The organism is Streptomyces sp. NPDC030862 (assembly GCF_055571835.1).
Genome location: NZ_JBVIEN010000002.1, coordinates 235367 through 251454, shown reverse-complemented (window position 1 = coordinate 251454; position 16088 = coordinate 235367). Strand labels below are relative to the sequence as shown.

General features: G+C 71.3%; 15 protein-coding genes. 5 read left to right on the top strand and 10 right to left on the bottom strand.

The window, feature by feature from the left end; genetic code table 11:
- Positions 1-13: 13 nt before the first annotated feature.
- Positions 14-2983, bottom strand: coding sequence for a UPF0182 family membrane protein (locus ACZ42X_RS05395; protein ID WP_468285594.1), 2970 nt, complete (start codon positions 2981-2983; stop codon positions 14-16).
- A gap of 137 nt (positions 2984-3120) precedes the next feature.
- Here ACZ42X_RS05395 and ACZ42X_RS05390 point away from each other — a divergent pair, with 137 nt between their 5' ends.
- Positions 3121-3678: a PPA1309 family protein gene (locus ACZ42X_RS05390; RefSeq protein WP_468284545.1), complete on the top strand. Its 558-nt coding sequence runs from the start codon at positions 3121-3123 to the stop codon at positions 3676-3678.
- Between the two features lie 146 nt (positions 3679-3824).
- Here ACZ42X_RS05390 and ACZ42X_RS05385 read toward each other — a convergent pair whose 3' ends face one another.
- From ACZ42X_RS05385 to ACZ42X_RS05370, 4 genes are all read right to left on the bottom strand, one after another.
- Positions 3825-4913, bottom strand: a complete 1089-nt coding sequence (locus ACZ42X_RS05385) for a YlbL family protein (RefSeq protein ID WP_468284543.1) — start codon at positions 4911-4913, stop codon at positions 3825-3827.
- Positions 4914-4984: 71 nt separating this feature from the next.
- On the bottom strand, positions 4985-5155 hold the full coding sequence (locus ACZ42X_RS05380; protein ID WP_361419465.1) for a hypothetical protein: 171 nt from the start codon (positions 5153-5155) through the stop codon (positions 4985-4987).
- 158 nt (positions 5156-5313) lie between these two features.
- Positions 5314-5775 (bottom strand): molybdenum cofactor biosynthesis protein MoaE, encoded by a 462-nt coding sequence (locus tag ACZ42X_RS05375; RefSeq protein ID WP_361419468.1) that lies wholly within the window; start codon positions 5773-5775, stop codon positions 5314-5316.
- Positions 5776-5876: 101 nt separating this feature from the next.
- Positions 5877-6989 (bottom strand): SDR family oxidoreductase, encoded by a 1113-nt coding sequence (locus ACZ42X_RS05370; protein ID WP_468284540.1) that lies wholly within the window; start codon positions 6987-6989, stop codon positions 5877-5879.
- Between the two features lie 189 nt (positions 6990-7178).
- Between ACZ42X_RS05370 and ACZ42X_RS05365 the strand changes: the two genes are divergently transcribed.
- A complete protein-coding gene (locus ACZ42X_RS05365; RefSeq protein WP_468284538.1) occupies positions 7179-8603 on the top strand; it encodes a zinc-dependent metalloprotease in 1425 nt (474 codons plus the stop codon).
- Positions 8600-9121: an NUDIX hydrolase gene (locus tag ACZ42X_RS05360; RefSeq protein WP_361419477.1), complete on the top strand. Its 522-nt coding sequence runs from the start codon at positions 8600-8602 to the stop codon at positions 9119-9121. The genes ACZ42X_RS05365 and ACZ42X_RS05360 overlap by 4 nt, the downstream gene beginning before the upstream one ends.
- Before the next feature lie 50 nt (positions 9122-9171).
- Here the strand turns inward: ACZ42X_RS05360 and ACZ42X_RS05355 are convergent, their stop codons facing one another.
- The 4 genes from ACZ42X_RS05355 to ACZ42X_RS05340 all read right to left on the bottom strand — a co-directional run bounded on the left by ACZ42X_RS05355 (position 9172) and on the right by ACZ42X_RS05340 (position 13016).
- A complete protein-coding gene (locus ACZ42X_RS05355) occupies positions 9172-9927 on the bottom strand; it encodes an AIM24 family protein (RefSeq protein ID WP_468284536.1) in 756 nt (251 codons plus the stop codon).
- Positions 9928-9946: 19 nt separating this feature from the next.
- Positions 9947-10627, bottom strand: coding sequence for an AIM24 family protein (locus ACZ42X_RS05350; RefSeq protein ID WP_468284534.1), 681 nt, complete (start codon positions 10625-10627; stop codon positions 9947-9949).
- Positions 10628-10640: 13 nt separating this feature from the next.
- Positions 10641-12332, bottom strand: coding sequence for a TerD family protein (locus tag ACZ42X_RS05345; protein WP_468284532.1), 1692 nt, complete (start codon positions 12330-12332; stop codon positions 10641-10643).
- A gap of 108 nt (positions 12333-12440) precedes the next feature.
- Positions 12441-13016, bottom strand: a complete 576-nt coding sequence (locus tag ACZ42X_RS05340; RefSeq protein WP_468284529.1) for a M48 metallopeptidase family protein — start codon at positions 13014-13016, stop codon at positions 12441-12443.
- Positions 13017-13218: 202 nt separating this feature from the next.
- On the opposite strand from ACZ42X_RS05340, the gene ACZ42X_RS05335 reads away from it, so the two are divergent.
- Together ACZ42X_RS05335 and ACZ42X_RS05330 are read left to right on the top strand one after the other, a co-directional pair.
- Positions 13219-14367, top strand: a complete 1149-nt coding sequence (locus tag ACZ42X_RS05335; RefSeq protein ID WP_468284527.1) for a TOMM precursor leader peptide-binding protein — start codon at positions 13219-13221, stop codon at positions 14365-14367.
- Positions 14368-14430: 63 nt separating this feature from the next.
- The gene (locus ACZ42X_RS05330) at positions 14431-15807 is read left to right on the top strand and encodes an ABC1 kinase family protein (protein ID WP_468284525.1); all 1377 of its coding nucleotides are present in this window, start codon (positions 14431-14433) and stop codon (positions 15805-15807) included.
- A gap of 46 nt (positions 15808-15853) precedes the next feature.
- Here the strand turns inward: ACZ42X_RS05330 and ACZ42X_RS05325 are convergent, their stop codons facing one another.
- Positions 15854-16051, bottom strand: a complete 198-nt coding sequence (locus ACZ42X_RS05325; RefSeq protein ID WP_355362632.1) for a hypothetical protein — start codon at positions 16049-16051, stop codon at positions 15854-15856.
- Between the last annotated feature and the right edge of the window lie 37 nt (positions 16052-16088).

Sequence of the window (16088 nt, the reverse complement as noted above, 5' to 3'; positions counted from 1 at the left end):
GCGGGGTGGGCCTTTAACCTGCGGGTTTCTGGTCGGCGGGCTTCTGGTCCGCCGGCTTGCCGTCGGCCGGCTTCGGGTCGGCGGGCTTTCCGTCCGCCGGCTTCTGGTCGGCCTTGGCCGCCGCGTCCGCCGCCGCGGCGCGCCGCAGGGCGTCCGCGAGTGCCTCCTGGGCCTTGCCGTACGCCGCCCAGTCGCCCTTCTTCAGCGCCGCCTCACCGTCAGTGAACGCCTTCTGCGCGTCCGCGATGGCCTGCTTCAGCGCCGCGTCGCCGGTGGCCGGCGGCTTGGTGGTGTCACCCGGCGGGGGCGGCGTGGTGGGCGTGCTGCCCTCCACGCCGAAGACCGCGTTCAGCGCCTTGGCGAGGTTGTCCTCGAACACCGTGGTGTCCTTGGTGGTGTCGCCTTCCGGCTGGTCCGCGTCGACGTACGACACGGCCACCTTCTTCAGCAGCGGATAGAGGGCGTTGCGGCCCTGCGCGTACACCGGCTCGACGTACAGGAACCCGCCGTCGAGCGGCACCGTCAGCAGGTTGCCGTACTGGATGTCGGAGTCGGCGCCCTTCATGTCGCGGACGAACTGGGCGACGGACGGCAGACCGTTGAGCTTGCTCTGGACCTGCGCCGGGCCGGGCACGTCCTGCGTCACCCGCAGCAGCCTTATCCGGCCGTACTCCTTGCTGTTGGCGTCGGCGTCGACCGCCATGAAGCCGCCCAGGTTGGGCCGCCCGTTGGGAGTGAACGTCGTCGTCAGCGAGAAGCGCTGCGCCGTGTCACCCGGCATCTTCATGCTCAGGTAGTACGGCGGAACGGCTTGGCCGTTCTTGTTGGTCGGGTCGTCCGGCACCTGCCAGGCGTCACTGCCGCTGTAGAACTGCGCCGCGTCCTTGACGTGGTAGCGGGTGAGCAGCTCGCGCTGCACCTTGAACATGTCCTGCGGGTAGCGCAGGTGCTCCTTGAGGTCCGCCTTGATGGCGTCCTTCGGCTGGACGGTCCCGGGGAACGCCTTCATCCAGGTCTTCAGGACCGGGTCCTCGGTGTCCCACTGGTACAGCTTCACCGTGCCGTCGTAGGCGTCGACGGTGGCCTTCACCGAGTTGCGGATGTAGTTGACCTGGTTCTGCTGGGCGACCACCGCGCGGGTCTCGTTGCCGGCGGTCAGCGAGTCCGTGGTCGTCGTGCCCAGCGTCGTACGGGACGCGTACGGGTAGCCGTTCGTCGTCGTGTAGGCGTCGACGATCCACTGGATACGGCCGCCGACGACCGCCGGGTAGGCGTCGCCGTCGATGGTCAGCCACGGGGCGACCGCCTCGACGCGCTGCTTGGGCGTGCGGTTGTACAGGATCCGCGAACCGTCGCCGATGGCTCCGGAGTAGAGGATCTGCGGCTCGCTGAAGGCCACCGCGTACGCCGCGCGGTTGAAGGTGTTCTCGAGGCTGACCCCGCTCTTGCCCTTGTAGCTGGTGGTCTTCTCGCCGTTCTGCTCGTAGTCGAGCTCCTTCTGCGGGCCGCCGACGATCGAGTACTGCTCGGTCTTCTCGCCGTAGTAGATCCGCTGCTCGTACGTCTTGAGCTGGCCGGAGGTGGGCAGACCGGACTCGGTGAAGATGGGCGAGCCGTTGGCGTCCGTCCCCGTGCCCGTGGCCATGATCGCGCCATAGCCGTGGGTGTAGGTGAAGTGGTCGTTGATCCAGTTCCGCTTCGGGATGCCGCGGATGTTGAGCTCGCGCAGACCGACGACCGTGTCCTTGCCCTGGTACCGGTCGACGTCCAGGGTGGTCGGGAACTGGTAGTACTTCCGGCGCTGTTCGAGCTGCTGGAAGGTGGGCGAGACGATGTTCGGGTCCACCACGCGGTAGCTGGCGGCCGAGTCGGCGTCGCTGCGCAGCTTGTCCTTGGCCTTGACGGTCGACTTGCCGGAGTAGTTCTCCGGCTCCGCCTCGTCGATGTCGTACGCCTTGCGCGTCGCCTCGATGTTCTTGGCGATGTACGGGGCTTCCTTGGCCTGCTCGTTCGGCTGGACCTGGAACTTCTGCACGATCGCCGGGTACAGCCCGCCGATGAGGATCGCCGACAGCACCATCAGGCCGAAGCCGATGACCGGCAGCTGCCAGGTGCGGCGCCAGAGCGTCGCGAAGAACAGCACGGCGCAGATGGCGGCGATGCAGAAGAGGATCGTCTTGGCCGGCAGGTAGGCGTTGGCGTCCACGTACCGCAGACCCGTCCAGTTGCCGGTCGCCTTGAAGTCACTGGACTTCACGGCGAGGCCGTACCGGTCGAGCCAGTACGCCACGGCCTTGAGCGAGACGAAGACGCCGAGGAGGACGGAGAGGTGTCCGGTGGCGGCTGCGGTGGCACGCGCGCCGGGGCTGGTGATGCGCAGCCCGCCGTACAGGTAGTGCGTCAGGGCGGCGGCGATCAGCGACAGCACGGTCGCGGCGAAGCCGAAGCCGAGCAGGAACCGGTACCAGGGCAGGTCGAAGGTGAAGAAGGAGACGTCCAGCCCGAACTGCGGGTCCTTCTGGCCGAACGACACGCCGTTCACCCACATCAGCCAGGTGCGCCACTGGCCGGAGGCGGAGGCGCCGGCGATCAGCCCGACCAGAGCGGTGATCGCCAGGAACACCCACTTCTTGTAGGGCGCCACGCCCATCCGGTAGCGGTCCAGGCTCTGCTGCTCCAGCGACATGGCGCTGAGCGGCGGGCGCAGCCGGTGGGCGAGCCAGATGTTCAGCCCGACGGCGGTCGCCATGAGCAGGCCGAAGACGGCGAACAGGCCGATCTTGGTCCACAGGGTGGTGGTGAAGACGGAGGAATAGTGGACCGACCGGTACCAGAGCCAGTCCGTCCAGAACCCGGCGAACATGACGAAGAGCATGGCCAGCACGGCCAGCACCCCCAGCGTCATGAGCAGGGTGCGGGCCCGCCGGGACGGCCGGCCGACTCTGATCCGTGGCCCGGTCGGGCCTCCGCCGCGGTCCGGCATCTGGAAAGCCAACGTGCGCCCCTCGAAGTTCGCGGTCGTGTCTGAGCGGGCCCAGCGAGCGTAGGGCCCACTGATGCAACTTACTCAGGCTTTACCTAGTTCCCGTATCCGGGTGGAAAGGAGGCAGGATATTGCCCATGTCCAACGTTTCTCCCTCCGGCCCCCCGATGGCCGCCAGTCCGCTCACCCGCGCGGTGCTCGAAATCGACGAGTACGCGTCCGGCCTCGGCTGGGACCAGCCGGCCCGGCTCTTCGCCCTCGTCGACACCGCGCGGTTGCGCTCCCAGGAGCCGGGGCTCGCGTCCCAGCTCGGTCTCGACGCGGGCGAGGCCGCCGCGCCGCTCACCCCGATCGAGCAGGACGAGATCCCCGCCGACCGGCCCCTCGACGAGTTCCTCGCCACGATCGCGTGGCCGGATGCGGTCGCCGGGTGCGCGATGACGGTGGAGCGGCTGATGCTGCCGCCGTCCGCCGAGGCGTCCGTGCCGGAGGGGCTCGACGAGGCGGCGCTGGCGAAGTGGGTCGCCGGCCACCCGGACCGCCAGGAGGTCCGGATGACCGTGGCGGTGCTGCGCAACGGGGCCCGGGAGTCGGCGCTGCGGCTGCGCGAGAAGGACTCCCCGACGGAGGTCCTCACGGGCGCCGACCTGGTCCCCGGCTTGGCGGAGGCCCTGGCGGCGACGTTCGAGGGCTGAGGCGGCTGCGCTGTGGCGGCGCGGGTACGGAGGGGCGCGGCGGATGCCGCGCCCTCTCCTTTGTGCGCCGTTCACGGCGCAAGCGACCTCTCTAAGGCCTTACGGCGTTACGGCGTTCCTTACGGCGCTTATGACGCGTACGGCGCTTACGACGCCGAGCAGCTCGGGAGGCCCGCGGTGTCGCCCTTGCGGACCTTTTCCAGGGCCTTCACCGCGCCGTCGATCGTCTCCACCTTGATCAGGGTGAGGCCGTCGGGCGTGTCCGAGGCCGCCGCGGCGCAGTTGTCGGCGGGCGTCAGGAAGTAGCGGGCGCCCGCGTTCCGCGCGCCGACCAGCTTCATGTCGATGCCGCCGATCGGGCCGACCTTGCCCTTCTCGTCGATGGTGCCCGTACCGGCGACGAACCTGCCGCCCGTCAGGTCGCCGGGCGTCAGCTTGTCGTAGATGCCCAGCGAGAACATCAGGCCCGCGCTGGGGCCGCCCACGTCGGCGAGCGAGATGTCGATGGGGAACGGGAACGCGTGATCGACACCGGCCTGGATGCCGACGATTGCCCGGTCGCCCTCGGGTGACTTCTTCGTGGTGATCGTGAGCTGCTCGGTGGTGGTGGGCTCCTGGCCCGCCTTCTCCGCCGCGGCCGCCGCCTTCGCCGGGACGATGGTGAAGACGACCTTCTCGCCGGGCTGGTGCTTGGTGACCAGCTTCGCGACGTCCTGCGGCTGCTTGACGGCCGTGCCGTCCACCGCCTTGATCACGTCGCCGGCGTGGAGCGTGCTCTCGGCGGGGCTGTCCTTCTGGACGGAGGAGACCACGACCCGCGACGCCACCGGGATGCCCAGCTGCCCGAGCGCGGCCACCTTGGCGCTCTCCTGGGACTGGCTGAACTCCTCGGCGTTCTCCTGGGAGGACTGCTCCTCGGTCTTGCCGTTCGGGTAGAGGGTCTCGTGCGGCACCACGACACTGTCGTGGGCGAGCCATCCGTACACGGCCTCGACCAGGTTCATCCTGTAGTCCGCACCGGTGACCCTGACCGTCGTCATATTGAGGTGCCCGGACGCCGGGTACGTCTTGTGGCCGGAGATCTGCAGCACCGGCTCGCCGCCGGACTCACCGAGCGTGTTGACCGTCGGTCCCGGGCTCATCTCGGAGTACGGCACCTTGATGAACACGCCCGCGCAGAGCAGCGCGATGAGGATGAGGGTTGAAGCGAGCATCGTCGCAGTGCGGCGTGGCATGGAACGACAGTACGGGACGCGTCTGTCAGTGCACCCCTGGGGCCGGTCCGTACGGGGTGACTCCCGGGCCCTCAGACGGGGCCGCCGCGGGAGTGGGACTTCTCCATCGCGTCACGGAAGCGGGCGTACCCCGCGAGCTCGGCCACGTCCTCCGTGGTACGGGTGCGCGAGGCCCAGCTCCCCCATATCGCGGCACCGATGGCGGCGAACAGCGGAATCAGCAACCACGCCAGAACCGCCATCGCGACCTCCCGTCCCCATGAGCGAACGCCACCGGCTCACTCGCCACTGGCTGATCAGCAGATTAACCATCCGCCGTTTCAACGCTCGTGCCCGGGGTGCGGTTACGCAAATCGGACGATCGTCCCAGCCGACCGGAGCTCCGGTCGGCCTACGAGGCTCAGCAGGCCCCCACCCACTCCTCGGTGCCGTCCGAGAAGCGCTGGTGCTTCCAGATCGGCACCTCGTGCTTGAGGTCGTCGATCAGCTTGCGGCAGGCCGCGAAGGCCTCCGCGCGGTGCGGGCACGACACGCCCACCACCACCGCCAGATCCCCGACGGCCAGATCGCCCACCCGGTGCACGGCGGCCAGAGCACGGACCGGGAACTCCGCGACGACCTTCTCGGCGACCCGGCGCAGCTCGGCCTCGGCGCTCGGGTGGCTGGAGTACCCGAGGGCGTCGACGTCGGCGCCGCCGTCGTGGTTGCGCACGGTGCCCACGAAGAGCGCGGTGCCGCCGGCCGCGTCGTCGCCGACGGCCTGGAAGACCTCGTCCAGGGACAGCGGGGTGTCGCGGATCTCCAGCAGCCGGATCGGGTCCGCCGCCGCGTGCTCGCCGGGGTGGTCGTACGTGGGTGCCATACCGCCCATCGTGCCGCACGGCACTGACATCGCGGAATAGCGTTTTCGCCCGGCCCGTCCACGCGCGCGTTGGAGCCTTCTACAGCTCCGGCCGGTCGGCGCTACAGGCCGCGGCGCCTGCGGGCCCGCCGTACCAGTGCCGCCGTGCCGAGCAGGGCCACCGTCGCGCCCGCCGCGCCCGCCGCGGTCGCGTCCTTGCGGCCGAGGCGGCGGCCGGCGACCGTGTGGCGGCCCTGGACCTCCTCCAGGAGCGCGGCGAGGACCTCCTCGTTGGTCCACCGCGGCCGCCAGCCGGCGTCGTGCAGCCGTCCGACGCTCACCACCCAGGGGTGCATCGTGTACGCCAGGTCACCGGCGGGCGACGGCGTGAGGCCGATCCGGTGCAGGCGGGCCGCCGCGCCCAGGGCCACCGCGGACGGCAGCTCCATGCGGCGGATGCCGCTGAGCTCCTCGACCTCCTCCTGCTCCAGCCAGCCGTCGCAGCCGACGGCGAACTCCCCCTCGACCTTCTCCAGCGCCGCGTACTCCAGCGCGCTGACCAGGTCCTCCACGTGGCAGAACTGCCAGGTCGGATGGGATCCGGCCACCACGAGCAGGCGCGGCGACTCGAAGTAGCGGGTCAGCGCCGTGTCCGTACCGCCGCCGACCAGGACCGTGGGGCGCACGACCGTGACGTTCAGGCCGGGGTGCGCGCGGGGCGCCCGGCGTGCGAGGCGCTCGATCTCCAGGAGGTCTCCCACCCCGGTGGCCTCGGCGGTGGCCCGCAGCTCGGCGTCCTCGGAGAGCGGGACGTCGTTGTCGGGCAGGGCCCCGTAGACCATGGCCGACGTGCACAGCACCACCCGGTGGACGCCCGCCGCCGCGGCGGCGGTCAGCACGGTCTGGGTGCCGCGGACGTTGTACGCCGTGCGGGCGGCCGCGTCGGTCTCCAGGTCGAGGTCGAGGGCGAGGTGCACCACCACGTCCGCGCCGCGCAGCTTCTCGGCGATGGCCGGGTCCCGGACGTCCAGGATGTGCCAGTGCGCTTCGGAGACCTCGCCTCTGCGCTCGTCGATGGCGATGACCTGCTTGATCTGCTCGGACTCGGCCAGGCGCCGGGTCAGCAGGTCACCGACGCCGGAGGCGGCACCGGTGACCGCGACGACGGGCCGGCGGGCGGCGGACTGGGTTGAGAGGTTTCGCGCTGCGCGAACCTGCGGATCTGGGGAACTCACCGGGCGTCTCCAGCGGTTGTCTTCAGTACGTACGTGAATGACGCGTACGTACCAGGTGGCGTCCATCCTGCCGCAGGCCAGGACTCAGTGAAGCACCGAGCCCATGTCCGGCTCGGATGTCTACGCTGGTGGTGTTGTCGGGCAGCCGCCGCCGGCAGGAGCCGGCGGCCCTACGAGCCGAGGAAACCCGTGAGTGACACCCCATTCGGATTCGGCCTTCCGCCGGAGGAGCCGGAGGACGGCGACGAGGGCAAGAAGAAGCCCTCCGAAGGTGACAAGGGTGCCGGTGCCCCCGGCAACCCCTTCGGGTTCGGCGGTCTGCCAGGTGGCATGGGCGGCGCGGACAACCCGTTCGCCGCGATGTTCGGCTCGCTGAACCCCAACGATCTGGGGGCGGCCTTCCAGCAGCTCGGCCAGATGCTGAGCTACGAGGGCGGTCCCGTCAACTGGGACATGGCCAAGCAGATCGCGCGCCAGACGGTCGCCCAGGGCACCTCGGACGGCACCAAGGACTCCAGCGTGGGTCCGGCCGAGCGCTCCGCGGTCGAGGAGGCCGTGCGTCTGGCGGACCTCTGGCTGGACGGTGTGACGTCCCTGCCGTCCGGTGCCCACTCGGCCGTGGCGTGGAGCCGCGCGGAGTGGGTCGAGGCGACGCTCCCCGCCTGGCAGCAGCTGGTGGACCCGGTCGCCGAGCGCGTGGGTGCCGCCATGGGCGACGTCCTCCCCGAGGAGATGCAGGCCATGGCCGGGCCGCTGCTCGGCATGATGCGCTCCATGGGCGGCGCCATGTTCGGTCAGCAGATCGGTCAGGCCGTGGGCGTGCTGGCGGGCGAGGTGGTCGGCTCGACGGACATCGGCCTCCCCCTGGGCCCGGCCGGCAAGGCCGCGCTGCTCCCGCTGAACATGGAGGCCTTCGGCAAGGACCTCGGCGTCCCGAAGGACGAGGTGCGGCTCTACCTGGCGCTGCGGGAGGCCGCCCACCAGCGGCTCTTCGCCCACGTGCCGTGGCTGCGCTCGCACCTGTTCGGCGCGGTCGAGGGGTACGCACGCGGGATCAAGGTCGACACGACCAAGCTGGAGGACGCGGTCAGCGGTCTGGACCCGTCCAACCCGGAGCAGCTCCAGGAGGCGCTCCAGCAGGGCATGTTCCAGCCGGAGGACACGGCCGAGCAGAAGGCCGCCCTGGCCCGCCTGGAGACGGCGCTGGCGCTCGTCGAGGGCTGGGTGGACGCCGTGGTGCACGAGGCCGCGAAGTCCCGGCTGACGTCGGCGGCCGCGCTGCGCGAGACACTGCGCCGGCGCCGGGCCTCGGGCGGCCCGGCCGAGCAGACCTTCGCCACCCTGATCGGCCTGGAGCTGCGTCCGCGCCGCCTGCGGGACGCCTCCCGGCTGTGGGCGTCGCTGACGGACGCGCGCGGTGTGGACGGCCGCGACGACCTGTGGCAGCACCCGGACATGCTGCCGACGGCGTCCGACCTGGACGACCCGGACGGCTTCGTCCACCGCGAGCACCTGGACTTCTCGGAGCTCGACAAGATGCTCGGCGAGGCCGCGGGCAACCAGGACCGGCCCAAGGGGCCCCAGGGCGACGACGAGGACGACACCGACAAGTGAGCCTGCACGACGACGCCGTCCTCGTACTGAAGGCGTACGAGGACCAGCCCGAGCTGCGGCAGCTCTATCTCGATCACCTGGCGGCGCACCCGGACGGCATGTGGAAGGCGTGCGAGGCCGGGCACCTGACGGCGAGCGCGCTGGTGGTCGATCCGGCGCGCGGCCGGGTGCTGCTGACCCTGCACAAGAAGCTCGGCATGTGGCTGCAGATGGGCGGGCACTGCGAGCCCGGCGACGAGACCGTGGCCGCGGCGGCGCTCCGGGAGGCGACGGAGGAGTCGGGGATCCCGGGGCTCGCTCTGCGTCCGGGCGGGCCGGTGCGGCTGGACCGGCACCCGATCCCGGCGCCCTGCCACTGGCACCTGGACCTGCAGTACGTGGCGGTCGCGCCGCCGGACGCGGTGGAGGCGATCAGCGAGGAGTCGCTGGACCTGCGCTGGTTCGCGTACGACGAGGTGGCGGCGGTGGCCGACGACTCGGTCGTACGGCTGGTGGAGGCGGCCCGGGCGGTTCCGTAGCGGTGAGGGGCGGCCGGCACCGGCGGCCGCCCCTCACCCGCCCGCGGCGCTCAGTTCCAGGCGTTGTTCTGGTTCTGGGCGTGCGCGCCGTGCTGGCCCACGCCGAACTGCGCGCCGACGCCCTGCCCGATCTGGGCCGCCTGCGGCGGCATGACCTCGCTGGGCTGGACGAGCACGAAACCCTGCCCCAGGAAGCTCAGCTCCCAGCCCTCCCCCGTGGAGCCGCGGCGGCGGCGCACGCTGGAGGAGTGGGTCTGGGCCTGCATCTGGACGCGCAGCGACGACGACCAGGCGACGATCGCGTCGGAGTCGACGCTGACGTACTTCTCCGGCGTCACGTGCATCATCAGCGGCTGTCCGGAGGTCATCAGGGCGACCTGGCCGCGGCCGGAGATGTTCAGCTGGTACTTGCCGGAGCCGGAGATGCCGTACTGGCTGTCCACGGCGATGACCTCGGTGTGCAGGGTGGAGTCGAGCGCCAGCACATAGGCGCTGTCCACGGTCATGCCCTCCTGGTCGACCTCCACGACGTGGATGTACTGCGCGAGGTTGGCGAAGTAGACGGTGCCCTGGCCGGAGCAGCGCATCAGGTCCAGGCCCTCACCGGTGTTGGCGCGGGCGCGGCGCTGCGTCTGGTTCTGGTACTCGCCGTCGAAGTCGATCAGCCCCTGGTAGGCGACCATGGCCCCCTTGCGGGCGAGGACGTCGTCGTGGCCGGTGAGCGCCACCCGCAGGAGCTGCGGGTTCTGGACGGCGTACCGGTCCTGGGTCTGCTGTTCCGTGTAGCTGAAAAGCGGGCTCTGCATGGTGTGTTCTCGCTCCCCCTCAGCCCCGGATCCGCAGGCGGTCGGTGCTGTCCTCGCTCGGCTGTACGACGACGATGCCCTGGCCGGAGAAGGCCATCTGGTACGCCTCCCCGCTGCCCCGCCCGATCAGGGAGGAGGCCTTGAAGCTGCGCTTGCCCTTCACCTTGAGCGTCGGCGACCAGGCGACGAGCGCGTCGGGGTCGACGTACGTCTCGTCCTCGCCCCGGCCGCAGTCGACCACGATCGGGGTGCCGCGCGAGGTGAGGGCGACCCAGCCCGTACCGGCGATCTGTACGTTCCACAGGCCCTGTCCGGCGAACTTGGCCAGGCCCTTGACCCTCTCGGCGCCCCACTGGAGGTGCGCGTCGAAGGCCAGCACGTTGGTGCCGTTGACGGAGATCGCGTCGTTGTCGAGGTTGATGACGACGACGTCGGCGCCGTAGTCGGCGAGGTACAGCAGGCCGTCGCCGGAGCACTTCATGATCGGTGCGCCTTCGCCGGTGATCCACTGGGAGGCGATCTGGCGGACGGCGGGCGGGTTCGGCTCGTACTGGACGAAGCCCTCGTAGGACACCATCGAGCCGGTGCGCGCGTACAGGTCCTGGCCGGAGGCCATGGCGACCTTGAGCATGTGGCGGCCGTGGTTCTCCATCCGGGCCGCGACGGGGGTGGGGGCGTAGCCCGCGAGTTGCTGGTTCATTCTTCGGGCTCCCTCAGACCTCGTACGGCTGGACGATGATGAAGTTTCCGGGGGCGCCCCGGAACTGCAGGTTGACGGTCTCCCCGCTGTGGCCGGGGTAGGCGTTGCGGCGCAGCCGGACCTGGCTGGAGAGGATCACCTGGGACGCGGACGACCAGGCGACGACGGCGTTGCAGTCGGCGAAGGTGGTCGGTGTGACGGGGAGGACGACGGGGACGCCGTGCGTCTTGACGACGACCGTGCCCGTGCCGGTGAACTGCATGGTGAACAGCGCGCCGCCCGGAATGCCGTGGCCCTCGATGCGGCGCACCTCGTACTGCAGCGACTCGTCGAACGCGAGGACGTTCTCGGCGGAGACGCAGATGCCGTCGCCCTGGAGCTCGATGGGGTGCAGGTGGGCGCCGTTCTCGGCGAGGAAGACCTGGCCGCGGCCGGTGCAGCGCATCAGCTGCATCTCCTGGCCGGTGGCGTTGCCGACGATGCGGCCGGAGAAGCCGGCGCCCTTGTAGCCGAATTCGACCTTGCCCTGGTACATGACCATGCTGCCCTGGCGGGCGAGGACGGGCGTGCCGCCCATGGCGAGGTCGACCCGCATGAGCTGCTGGTTCTGCGGGGTCCACCGCTGGCCGGTGGCGGTTTCGCGGTACTTCTGGAGCGCCGCCTCCAGCCCGGCGCCGCCGCTCGGCGCCATGCCGGCGGGCGGCTGGTGGCCGTACTGCGGCTGACCGTAGGCGGGCTGTCCGTACTGCTGCTGGCCGTACGGGGCCGGGGCCGGCTGACCGTACGGGGCGGGGGACGGGGCCGGCTGGCCGTACGGCGGGGTCTGGCCGGGGACCTGGCCCTGGCCCGGGCCGAAGTGCGCCTGTTGCGGCGGCTGTCCGTACGGGGACTGGCCGGGCGGCGGCGTCGGCGTGGCCGACGGGGCCATCGGTGCGGCCATGGTCGGGGCGGCGTGCATGGGCTGCGGCGCGGGCGCCGGGGGCTCCGGGGCGGGCGCGGGCACCGGGGCCGGGGCGGGCGCGGGCACCGGGGCTCCGAACGACGGTGCCGGCTGCGGCGGCTGAGCCTGCGGATGGGCAGGTGGTGCGGAGGGTGCGGGAGCGGCAGGTGGGGCGAACGCGGGCGGGGCGAAGCCCGGCGCCGCGGTCTGCGCGGCCTGCGGGGCGGCGGGCTCCTCCTCGGCGACCTCGCCGCCGAAGTTCTTGAGCAGCGCCTCCAGGCCACCGTCGAACCCCTGGCCGACGGCGGCGAACCGCCAGACGTCCTTGAGGTAGAAGTCGCCCAGCATGACCGCGCGCTCGGTGCTGAACTCGGCGCCCGTGAAGGCGTACCGGGCCACTTCCTCGCCGCCCGCGACGATGCGGATGTATCCGGGCCCGACCTGCGACATCTGTCCGGCGCCGTCGATCGTCGCGGTGAAGGACAGCTTGTGGATGTGCGCCGGGACGCGGTCGAGCGTGACACGGAAGGACTCGGTGTCACCGGCCTGCGGGCCCAGCAGCTGGATGGACTCCTCGGGCGACTTCGGTTGGTTGAAGAAGATGAAATACCGGTCGTCAGACAGCCGTTCGTCGGCGTCGAGGCCGAAACAGCTGATGTCGAAGGTCAGACCGGGCGCCGCGATCTGCACACCCACGTACAGATCGGTCCCGGGCGTCAGATCACTGATCTTGGCCTTGTGGCCGCGTTGGAATTCCCTGGCCATGCGTAACGACCGTCCCCCATCCCGAAACGTGAATCCGTCGCGCCAGGCTAACGGCTCCCTACGACATCGAGCCAAGCCGGTACACGTTCGGTACAGGATCGGTGAATATCACTCTCCGCGACCGGGCGGTGGATGCGGCAGGCGGGCCGCCGCGACGACGCCTTCGAGGTAGCCGCGGGCCCGCTCGGTGCGAGGGTACGCCTCCAGCAGCCGCCAGAACCGCGGCCCGTGGCCCGGCACCAGCAGGTGGGCCAGTTCGTGGACGAGTACGTAGTCGATGACGTACTCCGGCATGCCCTGCAACCGGTGCGAGAGGCGGATGCTGCCCTCCCCCGGCGTGCAGGAGCCCCAGCGGGTGTTCTGATTGGTGACCCATCGCACGGACGTCGGCCTGGCCCGGCCCTCGAAGTACTGGTCGGACAAGCGCGCGGCGCGCTCGGCCAGTTCGCCGTCGCCCGGGGTGCGCTTGCTCTCCTGGGCCGCGAGTTTGTCGAGCATCACGGTCACCCAGCGGCGCTCCTCCGCCTCCGACATGCGGGCGGGGATGAGCACGATCGTCCGGTCGCCCTCGCGGTAGGCGGATACCGTCCGGCGGCGCCGGGAGCTCCTTCGGACCTCGACCGTGCCGGCCCCCGGGGGGCGTGACGGGTCGCTGGTCAGGCTGGGCTGCGGGTCGGCGGGCACGCCCCGACGTTACCCGCTGTCAACGGGGGAAGTCCTCCCTCCGGCCGGGTTCCCGCATGATCCATCCATAGCCCGCACCATTTGAACGACTAAACGACTAATACCTCGGCCCTGTGGACAACTTTCCACCGGTATCGGCCGCGACGGGCATTCTGGCCGCAACGGATCAACGGGGATTCGGGCAGGGATCACGGGGGCGGATATGCATCCGATGGTGAAGCCCGCACTGCGGCGGGCATGGCGGAATCTGCAGTACGTGCAGTTCGGGACGACACCGGCACACGCGGTGGTGCTGGGTCCGGTGGATACGACGACGGGCAGTCTGCTCGGCCTGTTCGACGGGACGCGGGGGCTGGGGCTCCTGCGTGAGGAGGCCCGGGCGCTGGGGCTGCCGGAGGGCCGGATGGAGGCGCTGGTGGCCCGGCTGGCGGAGGCGGGGCTGCTGGACGACGCGGCGGCGGGCGATCCGGCGGCGGACGCGCTGCGCAAGGAGGACGGAGCGCTCGACCGGCTGCGCGCCGATCTCGCGTCGCTCTCCGTCGTCCACCGCGAGCCGGGCGGCGCGATACGGCGGTTGGCGGCCCGGCGCTCGATGCGGGTGCAGGTGCGGGGCGCGGGGCGGGTGGGGGCGAGCATCGCGGCGCTGCTGTCGGCGTCCGGGGTCGGCCGGGTGGAGGTGCTGGACGGCGATCGCGTGGAGCCGTGGGACGTCGCACCCGGCGGGCTACCGGCCCAGGCGGTGGGCGAGCGGCGGGACGCGGCGGCCCGGCGGCTGGTGAGCCGGGTGGCACCGGCCGGCCGCGCGCCGCGGACCGTACCGCGGGCGGGGCGGCCGGCGGGCTCGGAGCCGGGTCTGTCGCTGGTCGTGGTGGCTCCGCGGGACGGGCTGTCGGCGTACGCCCCGGACCCGCTGACGGCGGACGACTGGGTGGCCACGGGCACGCCCCATCTGTACGCGGGGGTCATCGAGGCCACGGGTGTGGTGGGGCCGCTGGTGCTCCCCGGTGGCACGGCATGCGTACGGTGCCTGGATCTGGGGCGGGTGGACCGCGACCCGGCGTGGCCGCGGATGCTGGCGCAGTGGCGATCGGGCCGGCGGAGCCGGGTGCCGGCCTGCGACCTGGGCCTGGCGACGGCGGCCGCGGGGCTGGCGGCGGCGCACGCGCTGGCGTTCCTGGACGGGGAGTTGCCGGCGAGCACGGGGACCCGCTGGGAGACGTCGCTGCCGCTGCTGGACTGGCGGGCGCAGCGGATCGCCCCGCACCCCGACTGCGCCTGTGGTGCGGCGGGCCGCGGCGAGGGGGAGCGCACCTCGGAGGCCGGGGCCGAGCAGGACACAATGGCGGGGTAACGGCGTCAACGCAGTCATGCCGGAGGCAACGCGGCACGGCAGTCTGGGATTTGGAGGGGCAATATGTCTGATCTTCCCCGGAAGGCGGTCACCCGTACCGCCAAGTTGGCCGCGTTGCCGCTGAGCTTCGCCGGTCGGGCCACATGGGGGCTGGGCAAGCGGATCGGCGGCAAGTCGGCGGAGATAGTGACCCGGGAGCTGCAGCAGCGGACGGCGGACCAGCTGTTCCGCGTGCTGGGCGAGCTGAAGGGCGGCGCGATGAAGCTCGGGCAGGCGCTGTCCGTCTTCGAGTCCGCGCTTCCCGAGGAGGTCGCCGGGCCCTACCGTGCGGCGCTCACCAAGCTCCAGGAGGCGGCTCCGCCGATGCCGAGCCGTACGGTCCACTCGGTGCTGGAGGAGCGGCTGGGCGCGGAATGGCGCGAGCTGTTCCTGGAGTTCGAGGACAAGCCGTCGGCGGCCGCGTCGATCGGCCAGGTGCACCGGGCCGTGTGGCACGACGGCCGTCAGGTGGCGGTGAAGGTGCAGTACCCGGGGGCGGGCGACGCTCTGCTGTCCGACCTGGCGCAGCTGAGCCGCTTCGCCCGGCTGCTGGGGCCGCTGGTTCCGGGCATGGACATCAAGCCGCTGATCACCGAGTTGCGCGACCGGGTCGCGGAGGAGCTGGACTACCGCCTGGAGGCGGAGGCACAGCGGCAACACGCGGCGGAGTTCGCCGACGATCCCGATGTGGTGGTGCCGGATGTGGTGCACCAGTGCGAGCAGGTGCTGGTGACCGAGTGGATCGAGGGCATACCGCTGGCGGAGATCATCGCGGACGGTACGCCGGAGCAGCGGGACCGGGCAGGGCAGTTGCTGGCGCGGTTCCTGTTCTCGGGGCCCGCCCGCACGGGTCTGCTGCACGCCGATCCGCACCCGGGAAACTTCCGGCTGCTGCCCGCGGCGGACGGTGGCGAGGGCGAGTGGCGGCTGGGGGTACTGGACTTCGGAACGGTGGACCGGCTGCCGGGCGGTCTGCCGGACACCATCGGAACCTGCCTGCGGATGACCCTGGAGGGAGAGGCGGAGACGGTCTACGAACTCCTGTGCGCCGAGGGGTTCGTCAAGGAGACGATCGAGCTCGACCCGGACGCGGTGCTGGAGTATCTGCTGCCGATCATCGAGCCGGCGGAGGTGGACGCGTTCACCTTCACGCGCGGCTGGATACGTGCCCAGGCGGCGCGGATCGCCGATGTCCGTTCTCCCGCGTACCAGTTGGGCAAGCAGCTCAACCTGCCGCCGTCCTACCTGCTGATCCACCGGGTGACGCTGAGCACGATCGGGGTGCTGTGCCAGCTGAACGCGACGGTACGGCTGCGGGACGAGCTGGAGTCGTGGCTGCCGGGCTTCCTGCCGGAGGACGACGGTGAGGAGGACGCGGCCGTGGTGGAGGCCCAGGCCTGAAACGGCCGGCGGGGCGGCGCGGGGCCGCGCCGGCCGGCGGGCCCCGTCACCACCAGGCGGAGTCGAGTCTGCTCTCGATGGCTCTGAGGTGGGCGCGGGCGCAGTCGTCGCAGAAGTAGCGGCGGCTGCCGTTCTCCACGGAACAGGTCCAGGTCACCGGCAGCTTGTCGGCGGTCTTGCCGCAGCGGGAGCACACCACGCTCTGCTTGCCCTGCGGCTCGGGGGGAGGAGTCCGCTCGTTCACTACGAGACGATAACCCCGCCCGGGCCGGGGCCGCGTG